Genomic DNA, 16,133 nt, shown 5'->3' with positions numbered 1-16,133 from the left:
GATAAACATCCGGCCAGACATCACTTCTTCATCTGTGACAGGATCGTCCGGCACTGATTCGCGTCACCCTCTGACGGCGAAATCAGCGCCAACAAGGCCGCCGCAGGAGTGACTAACGTGGCTAATGCGGCAGCAACCGCACCGCGCGCAATCAACGGTCCGGCCTTCACGCCAGCCTGCGGATTCTTAAAGGTGCCGCGAACATACAGCGGCGAACGCAGAGTAATAATACGAATCCCTTTGCTCTCCGGATCGATGGTTAAATCCAGTTGCTCCGACGCAAAGCTCGCCGTACCAGTGACATTAATGACTGCGTTTTCCGTGTCGAAAGCAAAAATCTGCGGACGCGCCACGCCGTTAACAATATCCAGATTCGCCGCCGCGCAGTTCACCCGCACTTCGTCATCACCAAATATCTGCCCGACAAGATAGTTCCCCAGATTCAAGCCCACAATTTCCATCAGATTCCGGCTGATCAAGCCGTCATTCATCAGCAGTTTCAGGTTGCCATTGCTGTTACCCAGCAGCGCCGCTACCGAGTTTCCACTTCCGCTAAACCGAGCGTCCCCGTTCATTTCACCGAGCGTTTTCTGCATCAGTTCCACATCGGGCATCAGCGCTTTTAGCTTCAGCCGCCGCGCCTGAATATCCGCCTGTCCCCGCATCGGCTTTTTATCCCCTTCCAGATGGATGCTGGAGACAATGCTGCCTCCCGCAAGACCAAATTTCAGCGGTTGCAGGCGCAGGTCGGCATTTTTCAGGATGATATGAGTGGAGAGATCGCTGATCGGCAGACTACTGCCATGCTCAATACGCCGTCCTTTGAAACGCACGTCAGCGTCCATCACGTTCCATTTATCGGTTTCAAAACGGTCATACGGCAAGACCTTGTCCGCAGGCTGAACGCTCTTCTCACCTTTGCGTTGTTCAGATTGTTTTGCCCGTTCCGCCCCTTTGCCTGAATCCACCCCGATCAGCGGCCCCAAATCGGCCAACCTCAACTGGCGTGATTCCACATCACCCTTCAGCATGGGGCGCGGCTTACCGGTGGTGTAGGCCAGCGTTCCGTGAATATCGCTGTCGCCAATACGACCATTGAAATCGCGATAATCAAAAACAGAGGATTTTTCCGGGTCAATTTTCGCCACCAGACGTCCGTCGGTTTCAAACGGCGGCGTATCCGGGAGCAGTACGCCGGTCAAATCGTACAAATCCCCTAGTGAATCTCCCGAGAATTTAAGCCGCAGATCCGCCCCGCCCATATTCATCGGATCGTTTATCGTGCCGATAAACGCTACGCGCGTATTGCCCGAACGGAAATCAGCCTGAATCGGGAAAGGCGTATCTTCGCCACGCAGCGCCAGCATCCCGCCTATTTTTCCGCTACCGCTTAGCGGTTCGCCGTTATATCGCCCTTGCGCTTTCAGCCCAAACACGTAGTCCTCGACGCGGGCGTTGCTCTCTTTACCTTTTGCGCCGGTCACTTCGCTAAAGGGTAACGGTTTACCCAGCGGATCGACCAGGATCTCAATCTCCGACTTCGTCACCTTATCGTTAATGGCGATACGTCCCTGGTCGAACAGAATGTTATCCAGCCGGAAAGACCATGCGGATGGCGGCGCATCAGGATCGCGGTTTTCGTCCCCAGCTAAGTTAAAGGTCCAGTTATTGTTTTTCTCCGACAGGCGGATCAGCCGCGCATCGGGTTTGACCAGCTTGACCCACGGGAGCCAGACGGTTTTTGTCAGCAGTGCCAGCGGGGCGAGCGTAGCTTCAACACGCGGCAGATGCACCATGGTGACGTCAGGAATATCTGGCGGGTTGCCGAGGATAATATCTTCAGCATGAACATGCGGCCACGGAACCCAGCTACGCCAGCCAGTTTCCTGCTTCTGGCGTTCCCAAACCACGCCCAGGTCACCCCGTATAGCAAAGGGCCGGTTGAGTTCTGTAGAGACTTTCTGGTTGATGGTCGGTTTGAGCCGGTTCCAGTCAAATGTCGCAATCACAATGATGAGTACGACGATCAACAACAAGAAAACCCCTATTACTGATATGGTTATTTTACCTGTTTTCGTCATGTCTAACCTCCTTACTTCCTTCCTTGCCTGTCCTAAAGATAGTCCAGCAGGATGAAAAGGAGGTGCACTACGCCCTCATCAAAGCGACAGGATCACCTCTTCAAGCGTATCCAGAGGCACTGGACGAGAGAGAAAATAGCCTTGCGCAGCGAAAGCCGGTGAGTTTTGCACATCGCGCCACTCTTCCAGCGTTTCAACGCCTTCGACAATGACACCGCGGCAATAGCGGTTCATGAGCTGCAATAGTAGTGTGAAGAGATTACGTCCCTCCGGCGTCTTGCGCAGCATGACGAACAGATCCCGCGCCACTTTGATATAGTCATAACTCACTTCACTAAGCGCCGAGAAGTTCGCCATTCCGGTACCAAAGTCATCCAGCCAGAGCGGGCCGAACTCGCACATTGAGGCGAACGACGACCCCTTCGGCAAGCGGATATGTTCCACCAGCTCAAAACGCAGCCACGGCAGGCCTTCAATGATTTTCAGGATTTCGGGATCCTGACGCATCGCAATGAGTGTTGGTCCATCGACATTCACTGAAGCCAGCAGGTTGTTGGCTCTGAAAAAGCCCCCTTTCAGCTCAAGCTGCAGAAGTTGCTCTTTCACTACATCAACACGATGCCGTACAGCCACTTCAGCAAAATAGCGGTCTGGTGCAATACGTTGGGAAGGGTTATCAGGATGGCTCACGACGGTCAGCAGTTCAACGGCCATCAGCCGTCCGTTGGTCTGGTAAATTGGCTGGTAGGTGTAAGCACGCTCGCACTGCAGCCAATAGCGTCTTTCCAGCAAGCTTTCAATACTCGCATCGGGCGTAATGAGCTGCTGGGTAACCTGCTTTATCATCTGAGATGTCCTGTAAATAAGAGTGTGACTGACCGGACTCGTCAAAGGTTATCGGCGCTCAGACGAAGAACTTTACGTTCAGCTGTGCGCAAAAATAAAAACTAAGCGGCAAAAACAACGCAGAACACGTGCTGGCTCAAAAAAATAATGGAACGATGTTTTAATATAGTTGACCACTTAACACCCACAGCGCACACTAACGCTAATTTTTTTCAGAGCAGGTTACGACTATGTCCAGAAAGATTGCCGTGATTGGCGAATGCATGATTGAGCTGTCACAGAAAGGCGCTGACGTTCAGCGCGGATTCGGTGGCGACACGTTGAATACATCCGTTTATATCGCCCGTCAGGTCGATGCGGCGGCACTTTCCGTACACTATGTGACTGCACTGGGTACCGACAGTTTTAGCCAACAAATGCTGGAGTCCTGGCAGGGTGAAAACGTAGATACCTCATTAATCCAACGCATGGGAAACCGCCTGCCGGGTCTCTACTACATTGAGACCGACAGCACTGGCGAGCGCACCTTCTATTACTGGCGTAATGAAGCCGCCGCAAAATTCTGGCTGGAGAGCGATCAGTCTGCCGCGATTTGCGAAGAGCTGGCGACATTTGACTACTTATATCTGAGCGGAATCAGCCTGGCGATTTTAAGCCCGGCAAGCCGTGACAAGCTGCTGTCATTGCTGCGTGAATGCCGTGCCAACGGTGGAAAGGTCATTTTTGACAATAATTACCGCCCACGTCTGTGGAGCAGCAAAGAAGAAACCCAGCAGGTGTATCAGCAGATGCTGGAATGCACCAATATCGCATTCCTGACGCTGGACGATGAAGACGCACTGTGGGGTGAAAAACCCGTTGCCGAGGTGATTGCCCGTACTCACGCTGCTGGCGTTCAGGAAGTGGTTGTGAAGCGTGGCGCAGACTCTTGCCTGGTTTCAATTGCAGGCGAAGAACTGATCGACGTTCCGGCAGTTAAACTACCGAAAGAGAAAGTGATCGATACCACTGCGGCCGGAGACTCCTTCAGCGCCGGATATCTGGCGATTCGTCTGACCGGTGGCGATGCTGCCGAAGCCGCAAAACGAGGCCACCTGACGGCAAGCACCGTCATTCAGCATCGTGGGGCGATTATCCCCCGCGACGCCATGCCGCAATAATTTATTGTTCCTGTAGGCCGGATGAGGCGTTAACGCCGCATCCGGCACTGGGTAAGCCGGGAGCGCTTCGCTTGCCCGGCTTACAGGTTACGATACCCTTTACTGTACAGGCGGGATATCCGTCACTTCAGGGTGTGATTCATCCGTTTCAACAGACGTTGCCGCTGCGGTAACGGGCGCCATAATGCTATCCCACGTCGCCTGCAGATCCTTCATATTGAATTCAGGTTCGCCCTTCGGCTGCAGCAGAATTAACGCCATATCTTGCGACAGCTGCTGACGCAGGTCCTGATTCAGCATCTCAACGCTCAGGCTGTTGAGGAAGCTCTGGCGTAAACGCTGGTACTGTTCAGGCGCAATATCCACCACCTGATTTTGCAGCGAGCGCAAACGCTGGCTGATCAAAATATCGGTATCGGTACGACCATAGGTGGCAAACAGCTTCTGCAGTTCCAGATTCTTTTGCGCTACCAGCGCATTGAACTCTTCTTCCGGCAGTCCCTTATCACGCACTTTCGCCAGCTCACGCGCAACCGTACCCAGATTGGCGTTCAGCTTATCGTTCGGCGACTCAACGTTAATCGCACACTGCGCGCGCAGGAACAGCACCCGGCAGTCAAATCCGAGGCCAATGTCTTTGGCATTGTTTTTGGTTAGCTCTTGCTGAATGTGCCAGAACAGCGCCTCACGCGCTAAATCAGCGCGCCAGTAACGTAACAGCGCGGCAGATTCACGGATCGGCTGCCACGGCGTATCCCACATAATAGACAGGCGATCCTGGCGTACCGCATCGGTCATAATGCTCACGGCTTCTGCTCGCAGCGGAGAGAGCGTGGGAACCGGTGCAGGCGTTTCGCGTTTTCCTTTTAACTCGCCAAAGGTTTTATTGATTTGCTCAGCTACGCTGCGTGCATCAACGTTACCGACGATGATCAGCGTCATCGCGTCCGGGGTATACCATTTCTGGTAGAAAGACTGAATTTTCGACGCGTCTACCGGCGTTTTCAGCGGATCGGCAGGATCGTGCCCCAGTAGGGTCGATCCCTTCAGACGGTAACGCCACCACCCTTCTTTGGTATCTGACGGCCAGGTTGCAACCATGTCTTCGCTACTCAGCGCATGATTGACCGTTTCAGAGGTGATGCTCAGTTTACCGGAGATATTTGCCAGATAAGAAAGTGACTCTTTCAGTAGGTCGTTACGGCTGTTAGGCAGACTGAGGTTATACAGCGTGGAATCGTAGGAAACGATAACCGGCGGCATGGGACGTTTGGGATCGAACCCCTGCTGCCACAGTGAACGGGCTTGCGTGGCATCGAGGCCACCGCTTTGCGTCAGCGCGATACGCGGGATCGCATGGCTGAAACCACTCTGTTGCGCACTTTCGGTGAGTGAACCGGTATTGACCAGCAGGCGAACCTCAATACGGTCGCTCGGACGCTGGGGAGTGGCTAACACTTGCCACTGTAAACCATTTGCCAGCGTGCCCTGTTGCCACGCTGGATCAGGCTGGAGCGCATCTGCCTGCACATAGCCGGCAGTGGCCATCATCAGCAAGCCGCCCGCTAAAAGTCGAATTTTTGTGCCCTGCATGTGAACCCCTGATCAACTATCCTGGAAATAAAAAGACAGCCCTCGAAAGGACTCTCTGAATATGACGTTAAAAACACTTCGTGTTAGACCGCGAGAACATAAAAATGTCACGGAAGAAGTGAAAAAATCCCGAGCCGCCGAATCGACGGTTTCAGGCACAGGGGGTAATTATGCGCAAACGCCCGCAGTCCTGGAAGGGACTACGGGCATAAGTGACGAGATTAAGAGGATAAATCGTGCGTTTTGCCATCCGGCGCACGATTATTCAGCGTGTCATCCAGCTTTTTGGTATCCAATTCTTTCACCCATTTAGCCACAACGACAGTTGCAACACCGTTACCAATCAGGTTAGTCAGCGCACGGGCTTCAGACATGAAGCGGTCAATACCAAGAATCAGTGCCAGGCCTGCAACCGGTAAATGCCCCACCGCAGAGATAGTCGCGGCCAGAACAATGAAGCCACTCCCGGTCACACCCGCTGCACCTTTTGAGGAGAGCAGGAGCACCACCAACAGGGTTATCTGATGGAAGATATCCATGTGGCTGTTGGTCGCCTGAGCGATAAACACCGCCGCCATCGTCAGATAGATTGATGTCCCATCAAGGTTAAACGAGTAGCCCGTGGGTATAACCAGTCCGACAACCGACTTCCGACAGCCCAGTTTTTCCATCTTATCGAGCATACGCGGCAGCGCAGACTCGGAAGAAGAAGTACCCAGAACGATCAGCAGCTCTTCACGGATATAGCGGATGAATTTAAAGATACTGAAGCCGGTTGCGCGCGCAATTGAACCCAGCACCAGCACCACAAACAGAATACAGGTGATGTAGAAGCAGATGATTAGCTGACCCAGTTGCACCAGCGTTCCGACGCCATATTTACCGATGGTAAAGGCCATAGCACCGAAAGCACCGATAGGCGCCAGGCGCATGATCATATTGATGATGCCGAAAATAACCTGCGAGAAACTTTCAATCACGTTGAAAATCATCTGGCCCTTGCTGCCCAGACGATGCAGCGCAAAACCAAACATTACTGCAAACAGCAATACCTGCAGGATGTTACCGCTGGCAAACGCGCCAATGACGCTCGCCGGGATAATATCCATCAGGAAACCTACGATCCCCTGGTCTTTTGCCTGTTCGGCGTAAATCGCAACCGCTTTGGCATCCAGCGTCGCCGGATCGACGTTCATCCCGGCACCGGGTTGCACCACGTTAACAATGATAAGACCGATGATCAGCGCAATCGTACTGACCACTTCAAAATAAAGCAGTGCAACCGCACCGGTGCGGCCTACAGCTTTCATACTTTCCATGCCTGCAATGCCGGTAACGACAGTACAGAAGATGACAGGTGCGATGACCATCTTGATGAGCTTAACGAAGGCATCACCAAGCGGTTTCATTTGGGCGCCTAATTCAGGGTAGTAATGGCCAAGGAGAATACCAATGGCAATCGCTGTCAGGACCTGAAAGTAAAGGCTTTTGAATATAGAGGTTTTCATAGGGTGTCCTTAAAGTAAAAACCACAGGTCTTGTAAGGTTTTGTTTAACCTGCGGCCTTAAAGTAACACCCACACAACTTGACAGAAATGTACCTGGATCATAATTGATACAAAAATGTTAAAAATTTTGAGCTGGCTCGCACAAGCGAGACCTTTTTTAACTTTTGTAATCAGCGCTTTCCGGCGCCAGATAACGTTCTTCGAAGATATTTGCCGGAACCGGTCGGGCAAACAGGAACCCTTGTGCCACTTCCACCCCGGCATGTGATAGCCATTCACGCTGCGCTTCGGTTTCGACACCTTCGGCGATCATCTGCAAATTAAGGCTGTGGGCCAACTGAATGATGGCGGAGATCATGCTGCAATCCTCAGGTACCCCATCGACAAACATCTTATCGATTTTGAGGACATCCACCGGTAGCGACTTCATGTGCTGCAGCTGTCGCAGGCCCGCATACCCCATGCCAAAGTCATCCAGTGCGATACGTACTCCCGCATTACGCAATGGGCGCAAAATGGCCACCGCGGCGTGGGGATCATCGATATGTCGGCTTTCAGTCACTTCCAGGATCAACGTACCAGGCTTGATGCGATAGCGGTTTAACAACTCCAGCAGGTCCGAGACCATACTCGGGTGCATCAGCTGTAGTGCGGACAAATTCACCGACAGCGGCAGCATCAGACCCCGTTCCTGCCACGCTGACAGCTGGCGGCACGTCTCTTCCAGCACCCAGTAACCAACCGTCACCATCAGGCCGCAGGACTCAATCCTGTCGATTAACCCTTCGGGCAACTCCCAGCTTCCGTCCGGCTGCTGCATCCGCAATAATGCTTCTGCGCTCAATACCTTACCGCTGGACATTTCCACCTGCGGCTGCATCCAAAGCGCGAACTGCTGGTTATCCAGCGCGCTGAGAATATCGTTCTCTTCCGTCAAACGCTGCTGCGCCTCTTCCATCTGTAACGGATCAAAGAACTGAATTTGATTTTTACCCTTATGGCGCGAGGTTAATACGGCCGAGAGAGCGCGGCGGTAAAGCTGTTCTGCGGTCAAATCACCATAGAACATTGCTACCCCAATGTTGCAGGTAGGACGCAGTTGAATACCCTGAATAGGTAATCGCTCGTTAACGATAGTAAGTACTTGCTGACCTAAAGTAATAGCGTGCCAGGGTTCTTTTACGCCATGGGCGATGATGGCGAAGTCATAGCCACTCACCTGGGAAAGCACCATCCTGGGGGCTAATACCGACTTGAGTTTTTCGACCAGCGTAAGCAGCAGGATTTCCCGCTGAGTTTCGGTTAACACACCCGCGGTGTCACGTAGGGTTTCGCAGGTGACAATCATCAGCGCCGTCGTCTGCTGGCGGGTAACAACCTGCTCCAGCAGCCCCATTAAAAACGACTTATTGGGCAGTTCGGAAACCGGGAAACGCATTGCAAAGTCGCTTTTCTCTTCGCTATGTCGCTGAATCAACTGCTGATTAAGATTGTAGCTACGCACCAGCATACCAATCTCATCATCCTGATGTAGACGCGGCAATGCCAGTTGATAGCCAATCAGATCCTGCTGTTGGATGTCGTTCAGCTCACGGGCAATTTTACGTAAGGGGTGCACAATCAAGCGGTTAATGCACCAGGAGATGGCGACGGTCAGTATTAACGACAAAAGTAAGTAAATGGTCACTAACGTCGAGAGCGTACTCATCACGAATTTGTACATACGGTACGAATCCGCCTGCAGTACCAGATACGCCAGCGGTTGCGGGTTAGCTGAACGCTCAAGAGAATAGATCGGCAGCGAAATTTGTACCGGAAGCTCAAACAGGCGAGTCACCGTAACAGGAACGGGGCGTTCAGGGATAAAGCTCATCCGCAACGCCTGAAACTGATTGGGCAGCACCACATCGGCGCGACTTACCACGCCCGCTGGCCGAATACTTTTTAAAATGGCTTCCGCTTCGGGAATATCCCCTTTCAGGATAGTGTCCGACAGAGGCTCACGGACGGAGCGAGCGATACTTTCCAGTTGCGTAGCCGTGTTATAGCGGTTTTGCTGGACCAGATGGAACAACAAAACGGTGCAAAAAATAAAAACGAACACCATAACAACGGCCGCAACCATTGCCATCTGCTTAATTGTTAACGAGCGACTGACACGCAAACTGACTCTCCACGGATAGACGAAACTGCCGTCAGAGTATACCCGATCGTAGCGGTATTAAGAGAGGCGGTATCTGAAAACTTCCCAGCGTGCATTATCGCGACAGGATAGGCACCTGGCGACGAGATTTATCTGCATTTAAGCCGAAAAAGGCCGCAAGGTCGCCCCCTGCGGCCTGGTTCGGGCGCATGTTGCCATCACGGCAGGCAGACGCCCACAAAGCGCATTACTTCCTGTTACGCAGCCAGCTCACAATCAGGCTGGCAATGGTGCCAGCGATGATGGGAGCCGCTAAATCGTGCCAGAAGGCCACGCCTAACTGTGCGAGCGTCATATAGCCGCCTGTGTTGCAATGGCAACTGTTCGCGGCTATCCTTAACTTGTCTGGAGTCAAGTTAGCCCCCGTCTTGTTGCCTGGTTTATACCGAACAACGTGCGGGGGTTTTCTCTTTCCAGCAACCGATGCCGCCGGGGATCAAGCCCCCGCAACATTGCGCCTCACCGGGAATTCCCGGCTTGCCGCTGATTCTACGGCAGCCCACTTGCCATATCACTGCGCAATATTGCGCTCTGCGTAGCGCCTCGCAATTCACCCATTTTCTCACCAGCACGCTGGAAAGATTCTTTCCAGTTGGCAACATTTCTGCCGACCATTAGTTCAGACAAAAACATAACACATTGATATCTATCAGTTCATTTTCTGGCACAGCGATTGCTATTTGACTGTGAGCTGTTCTGTTCCGAATTAAAGGAGATATCATGTCTGACTGTCGTACTTACGGATTCAACACCCAGATCGTTCACGCGGGGCAACAACCCGACCCTTCAACTGGCGCGCTTAGTACGCCTATTTTCCAGACCTCAACGTTTGTTTTTGACAGCGCCGAACAAGGTGCCGCTCGCTTTGCGCTCGAAGAGTCCGGGTACATTTACACCCGCTTGGGTAACCCCACCACCGATGCGCTGGAGAAAAAGCTGGCGGTACTGGAAAGAGGTGAAGCCGGGTTGGCAACCGCGTCCGGTATTTCTGCTATCACCACAACGCTGTTGACCCTTTGCCAGCAGGGTGACCATATCGTTTCCGCCAGCGCGATTTACGGCTGCACCCACGCGTTTTTGTCGCACAGCATGCCGAAGTTTGGGATTAACGTCAGCTTTGTCGACGCGGCAAAGCCTGAAGAAATCCGCGCCGCCATGCGACCAGAAACCAAAGTTGTGTATATCGAAACGCCCGCCAACCCAACGCTGTCGCTGGTCGACATTGAAACGGTGGCCGGTATCGCCCATCAACAGGGCGCATTGCTGGTGGTGGATAACACCTTTATGTCGCCATACTGTCAGCAGCCTTTGCAACTGGGTGCGGATATTGTGGTTCACAGCGTCACCAAATATATCAACGGTCACGGGGATGTGATTGGCGGCATCATTGTTGGTAAGCAGGAGTTTATCGACCAGGCGCGGTTTGTAGGCCTGAAAGATATCACCGGCGGCTGCATGAGTCCTTTCAATGCGTGGTTAACACTGCGCGGCGTTAAAACGCTGGGCATTCGTATGGAACGCCACTGTGAAAATGCGCTGAAAATAGCCCGCTTCCTCGAAGGGCATCCATCTATTACTCGGGTGTATTATCCTGGCCTGACTTCGCATCCACAGTATGAGTTGGGCCAGCGGCAAATGAGCCTGCCAGGTGGAATTATCAGCTTCGAAATCGCCGGCGGCCTCGAGGCTGGTAGGCGGATGATCAATTCTGTAGAATTGTGCCTCCTCGCGGTCAGTCTCGGTGATACCGAAACCCTCATTCAGCACCCAGCGTCTATGACACATTCGCCCGTTGCACCTGAGGAACGGCTCAAAGCAGGTATTACCGACGGGCTTATCCGTCTTTCTGTGGGTCTTGAAGATCCAGAAGATATTATTAACGACCTTGAACACGCCATCAGAAAGGCAACATTCTGACCAATATGGCCTGAACCGACGCCGTTCGGTTCAGGTAGTTGAGAATCAAGGCACAACAGTCTGGCAATACACGCGATCCTCTTTCGGGAAGAAAGTGTATTTTGGGCAGGGGGTTCTATGCAGGACAACACATTACAATTAAGCAACAATACAGCAACCGCCGTACCATTCTCAAAAAAAATACCGTTTACGAAATACGATTTTGGCTGGGTATTACTGTGTATCGGCATGGCCATTGGTGCCGGAACGGTACTGATGCCGGTACAAATTGGCTTAACAGGCATTTGGGTATTTATCGTTGCCTTTATTATTGCTTATCCGGCAACTTATATTGTGCAGGATATTTATTTAAAAACATTATCAGAAAGCGAAACCTGTAATGACTACACGGATATTATAAGTCATTATCTGGGAAAAAACTGGGGCGTATTTCTTGGCGTCATCTATTTTCTGATGATTATTCACGGCATATTTATTTATTCCTTATCCGTGGTTTTTGACAGCGCCTCATATATTAAAACCTTCGGCTTGACCGAGGCCGATCTTTCACAATCGATAATCTACAAAGTGGCCATTTTTGCCGTGCTGGTCGCCATTGCTTCCGGGGGAGAAAAGCTGCTGTTCAAAATCTCCGGCCCGATGGTGGTGGTCAAAGTGGGTATCATCATCGTATTTGGTTTTGCGATGGTTCCGCACTGGAACTTCGCTAATATCAGCGCCTTCCCTGAAGCATCGGTCTTCTTTCGTGATGTACTGCTAACCATCCCGTTTTGCTTCTTCTCAGCGGTGTTTATTCAGGTGTTGAACCCAATGAACATCGCCTACCGCAAACGGGTGGCAGACCGGGTGCTGGCTACGCGTATGGCAATCCGTACGCATCGCATCAGTTACATTACTCTGATTGCTGTCATTCTGTTTTTCTCCTTCTCTTTTACCTTTTCCATTAGCCATGAAGAGGCCGTTTCGGCTTTCGAACAAAATATTTCAGCACTGGCGCTGGCGGCTCAGGTCATTCCTGGGCAGATTATTCATATCACCTCAACGGTATTAAATATCTTCGCCGTATTAACCGCGTTCTTTGGTATTTATCTGGGATTCCACGAAGCGATCAAAGGTATTATTCTCAACGTTCTGAGCCGCGTCATTGACGTTGAGAAAATTAATCCGTTGGTGCTTACGCTGGGTATTTGCACCTTTATTGTTATCACCCTGGTCATTTGGGTGTCATTTCGCGTATCGGTACTGGTGTTCTTCCAGTTAGGTAGCCCGCTTTACGGGATTGTGTCGTGTATTATTCCGTTCTTCCTGATCTATAAAGTCACGCAACTGGAAAAACTGCGCGGACTGAAAACCTGGTTGATCCTGCTGTACGGAATTCTGCTGTGCCTGTCGCCCTTATTGAAGCTGATTGAATAACCCATGTATATCGCGCCGTCAGACGCTGGCGGCGCTTAACCTACACTCTCCAGCTGATAGCCGCGAATTTTATTCAGCACCGTGGTGTGCGACACGCCCAGCGCTTTGGCGATATGCCGTGACGACACATTATCTTCCACCATCTGTTCAATGAGCTGGCGTTCAGCGCAGAGAACCTGCTCTTTAAAAGGACGTTCTGTCGCGCCCCGCTCAACGGCAGGCAAATTCACCATCCCTAATTCTTCCCGCGTAATAACATCGGATTCCGCCATCAGCATCAGGCGAATAATGGTATTTTCCAGTTCGCGCACGTTTCCCGGCCAGGTGTGATGGTGCAGGGCATCAAAACAGGCTTTATCCAGAATGATCCGCCGCTGGAATTCCTTCGCGTATTTCTGCACAAAGTGGCGAATCAGCAGGCTGATATCCTGTGGGCGCTCGCGCAAAGGTGGAATGGTCAGTGAAAGCACGTTGATGCGGTAATAGAGATCGGCGCGCAGCAGACGTTGTTCCACCATCTCTTCCAGATTGGCATTGGTTGCCACAATAATGCGCACATTGACCGGAATAATTTGTGCCCCGTCAACGCGCCGAATCCCGCCATCCTGAAGCACGCGCAGGAGTTTAGCCTGTAAGCTCAGCGACATTTCGCCAAACTCATCGAGAAAAAGGGTGCCTTTATCGGCCATTTCAAACAGCCCTTTTTTGCCTTTACAATCCGCGCCGCTGAAAGCCCCTTTCTCATAGCCAAAGAATTCACTCTCCATTAGCGACTCAGGTAGCGCAGAGCAGTTGACCGGAATAAACGGATAAAAACGTCGCTGCCCGGAATTATGGATAGCCCGGGCCAGCAGCTCTTTACCGGTCCCCGTATCGCCACGGATCAGAACGGTATATTTGCTGTCGGCAATTTTTATCGCCTTTTCGATAAGCGCGTGCATGCTCTGGCTGCTGCAAATAATGTCAGAGAAATAGCGCGGCCGTTCCGGCTCCGGCGTTGACAGCTCACTTATCTCCTCACAGAGGTAAGCGACATGAATAATATCGGCGCGCTGGCTTAAACAGGATTGCACACAGGAAATATCCTGTAGCTGGCGGCACCAGGATTTAATCAGGATCCGCCCAGGCGTGACTTTCATGGAGATGATATTGATATCACAGCAGGAAAACTCCTTCAGGACATCCTCAACCATCGACAGACGATCAATTGTTTTAATATCCCAGCGTATCGTGACCACATTTGCTCCTGGTAGTTAGCAACTGCGAAATAGATATTTCTGTGACTAGAGGGAATCTGACTACATTCTAGACGCTGTGGAATAATGTTCTGCCAAAGGACTCACATTGTGGACGTAAAGAGAAAATATAAAAAAACCGGAGCACAAGGCTCCGGTTATCGGGTCATAACCCAGGTTTATTGCTGTGGGTTCTCATCCTGGTCAACGGCAAAACACGCCACCAGTTGACCGCCGTAATCTTTCAACTGCGGCTGAAGCTGGGTACACGGACCAAAGCGACGACGGCAGCGGGCGTTAAACGCGCAGCCCGGCGGCGGATTCAGCGGGCTTGGCAGTTCACCGGTCAGCTTGATACGCTCACGGCGATCGTCCGGGTTCAGACGCGGCGTTGCGGAGAGCAGCGCTTGCGTGTACGGATGACGCGGATTATTGAAGATTTGGTCCTTCGTCCCTTTCTCCACGCAGCGGCCTAAATACATCACCATCACTTCATCGGCAATGTGCTCGACCACCGACAGGTCGTGCGAGATAAAGACGTATGACAGCCCCAGTTCCTGCTGCAAATCCATCATCAGATTCAGCACCTGCGCACGCACCGAAACGTCCAGCGCTGAGACCGGTTCATCGGCAATCACCACGTCCGGATCAAGCATCAGACCGCGAGCGATGGCAATACGCTGACGCTGACCGCCGGAGAACATATGCGGATAGCGGTCGTAGTGTTCGGTTTTCAGCCCCACTTTCGCCATCATCGCCAGCGCTTTTTCACGACGTTCCTCTTTGCTGAGCGTGGAGTTGATCAGCAGCGGCTCTTCCAGAATCTGTCCCACTTTTTTACGCGGGTTCAGGGAACCGTACGGGTTCTGGAATACAATCTGGATTTTCTGCCGACGCAGCTTTTGCGCCTGCGGGTCGTGCTTAAGCAGATCCTGTCCCTGGTAATACAGCTCACCGCCGGTCGGGACTTCAATCATCGTCAGCAGGCGGCCAAGGGTGGATTTCCCACAGCCCGACTCGCCTACCACCGCCAGCGTTTTACCACGCTCTAAGGTAAAGGAGACGCCGTCCAGCGCTTTCACCAGGCGCTCCGGGGCGAACATGCCCTTTTTCACCGGGTAGTGTTTTTTCAGATCAATAGCCTGCAACAGCGGCTGTGGCAAAGCGGCCTTTTGCGTACTCATAGCCCAGGCCTCCCGGCATCATCAAGTGGGTAGTGGCATTTCGACTGACGACCGCCTTCCAGCAGGTTCAGTTCAGGTTCTTCAGCGCGGCATTTGTCGGTCGCATAGGGGCAGCGTGGGTTCAGCAAACAGCCGCTCGGGCGGTCATATTTCCCGGGAACCACGCCCGGCAGCGAGGCCAGACGTGCTTTATCCTGAGCAAACTCAGGCAGCGCGCGCAGCAGCGCCTGGGTGTAAGGATGACGTGGCGCGCGGAAAATATCCTGCGCGGCTCCGGTTTCTACCACCTGGCCGGCGTACATCACGATGATTTTGTGTGCCGCTTCAGCCACCAGCGCCAGATCGTGCGTGATTAAGACCAGCGCCATGTTCTCTTTTTGCTGCAATTCCAGCAGTAGCTCGATGATCTGCGCCTGAATAGTCACATCCAGCGCCGTTGTCGGTTCGTCGGCAATCAGCAGTTTCGGACGACAGGCTATCGCCATCGCGATCATCACGCGCTGGCTCATCCCACCGGACAACTGGTGAGGATATACATCAAGACGTGAGGCCGGATCGGGGATACCCACCAGCGTCAGCAGGTCTATTGCCCGCTGAATACGCGTTTTTTTGTTGCCGCCCTGGTGCACTTTAATAGCTTCCATAATCTGGTAGCCGACGGTGTAGCAGGGGTTAAGGCTGGTCATCGGGTCCTGGAAGATCATCGCCACTTCCGCGCCCACTAACTGGCGACGCTCTTTCTCAGAGATGCGCTTCAGGTCGCGACCATTAAACTCCAGATTTTCGGCCATAACGCGGCCTGGGTAGTCAATCAGTCCCATAATCGCCAGCGAACTGACGGACTTACCAGAGCCGGACTCTCCTACAATGCCAACCACTTCACCCTGATTCACACTGTAGCTAATGCGGTCTACGGCGCGGAATTCGGAACCTACGTCGCCGAAATGCACCGATAATTTATCTACATTTAATAACGCCATCTCGAACCTC

The 16,133-nt window shown here is 52.4% G+C and carries 12 protein-coding genes; 3 read left to right on the top strand and 9 right to left on the bottom strand.

The features are described from left to right. Positions 1–20: 20 nt before the first annotated feature. Entirely contained in the window at positions 21–2,081 is a 2,061-nt protein-coding gene (locus tag LY264_RS01060) for an AsmA family protein (RefSeq protein WP_048227286.1), read from the bottom strand. 78 nt (positions 2,082–2,159) lie between these two features. Further along, entirely contained in the window at positions 2,160–2,927 is a 768-nt protein-coding gene (gene pdeH / locus LY264_RS01055; RefSeq protein WP_008786408.1) for a cyclic-guanylate-specific phosphodiesterase, read from the bottom strand. Positions 2,928–3,157: 230 nt separating this feature from the next. On the opposite strand from pdeH, the gene kdgK reads away from it, so the two are divergent. Beyond that, positions 3,158–4,087, top strand: a complete 930-nt coding sequence (gene kdgK / locus LY264_RS01050; RefSeq protein WP_249457480.1) for a 2-dehydro-3-deoxygluconokinase — start codon at positions 3,158–3,160, stop codon at positions 4,085–4,087. A gap of 99 nt (positions 4,088–4,186) precedes the next feature. Here the strand turns inward: kdgK and LY264_RS01045 are convergent, their stop codons facing one another. From LY264_RS01045 to LY264_RS01030, 4 genes are all read right to left on the bottom strand, one after another. Then, the gene (locus LY264_RS01045) at positions 4,187–5,680 is read right to left on the bottom strand and encodes a M16 family metallopeptidase (RefSeq protein ID WP_048227288.1); all 1,494 of its coding nucleotides are present in this window, start codon (positions 5,678–5,680) and stop codon (positions 4,187–4,189) included. Positions 5,681–5,901: 221 nt separating this feature from the next. Further along, on the bottom strand, positions 5,902–7,188 hold the full coding sequence (gene dctA / locus LY264_RS01040) for a C4-dicarboxylate transporter DctC (protein ID WP_008786411.1): 1,287 nt from the start codon (positions 7,186–7,188) through the stop codon (positions 5,902–5,904). Positions 7,189–7,345: 157 nt separating this feature from the next. Continuing rightward, positions 7,346–9,352, bottom strand: coding sequence for a biofilm formation regulator HmsP (gene hmsP / locus LY264_RS01035; protein WP_071692525.1), 2,007 nt, complete (start codon positions 9,350–9,352; stop codon positions 7,346–7,348). A gap of 226 nt (positions 9,353–9,578) precedes the next feature. Next, a complete protein-coding gene (locus LY264_RS01030; protein WP_003827426.1) occupies positions 9,579–9,686 on the bottom strand; it encodes a type I toxin-antitoxin system toxin Ldr family protein in 108 nt (35 codons plus the stop codon). A gap of 425 nt (positions 9,687–10,111) precedes the next feature. Between LY264_RS01030 and megL the strand changes: the two genes are divergently transcribed. Further along, on the top strand, positions 10,112–11,308 hold the full coding sequence (gene megL / locus LY264_RS01025; protein WP_008786414.1) for a methionine gamma-lyase: 1,197 nt from the start codon (positions 10,112–10,114) through the stop codon (positions 11,306–11,308). Positions 11,309–11,425: 117 nt separating this feature from the next. After that, entirely contained in the window at positions 11,426–12,724 is a 1,299-nt protein-coding gene (locus tag LY264_RS01020) for an aromatic amino acid transport family protein (RefSeq protein WP_043018665.1), read from the top strand. A gap of 35 nt (positions 12,725–12,759) precedes the next feature. Here the strand turns inward: LY264_RS01020 and LY264_RS01015 are convergent, their stop codons facing one another. The 3 genes from LY264_RS01015 to dppD form a co-directional block, all read right to left on the bottom strand. Further along, positions 12,760–13,962, bottom strand: a complete 1,203-nt coding sequence (locus LY264_RS01015) for a sigma-54 interaction domain-containing protein (RefSeq protein ID WP_071692526.1) — start codon at positions 13,960–13,962, stop codon at positions 12,760–12,762. A 176-nt stretch (positions 13,963–14,138) separates the two neighbouring features. Beyond that, positions 14,139–15,143: a dipeptide ABC transporter ATP-binding subunit DppF gene (gene dppF, locus LY264_RS01010; protein WP_003827418.1), complete on the bottom strand. Its 1,005-nt coding sequence runs from the start codon at positions 15,141–15,143 to the stop codon at positions 14,139–14,141. After that, positions 15,140–16,123 (bottom strand): dipeptide ABC transporter ATP-binding protein, encoded by a 984-nt coding sequence (gene dppD / locus LY264_RS01005; protein WP_003024317.1) that lies wholly within the window; start codon positions 16,121–16,123, stop codon positions 15,140–15,142. The genes dppF and dppD overlap by 4 nt, the downstream gene beginning before the upstream one ends. Between the last annotated feature and the right edge of the window lie 10 nt (positions 16,124–16,133).

The sequence above is a fragment of the Citrobacter portucalensis genome, from assembly GCF_023374935.1.
Taxonomy (GTDB): Bacteria; Pseudomonadota; Gammaproteobacteria; order Enterobacterales; family Enterobacteriaceae; genus Citrobacter; species Citrobacter portucalensis.
Note: the sequence above shows the minus strand (reverse complement) of the source record. Positions and strands in the feature narration are given on the sequence as shown.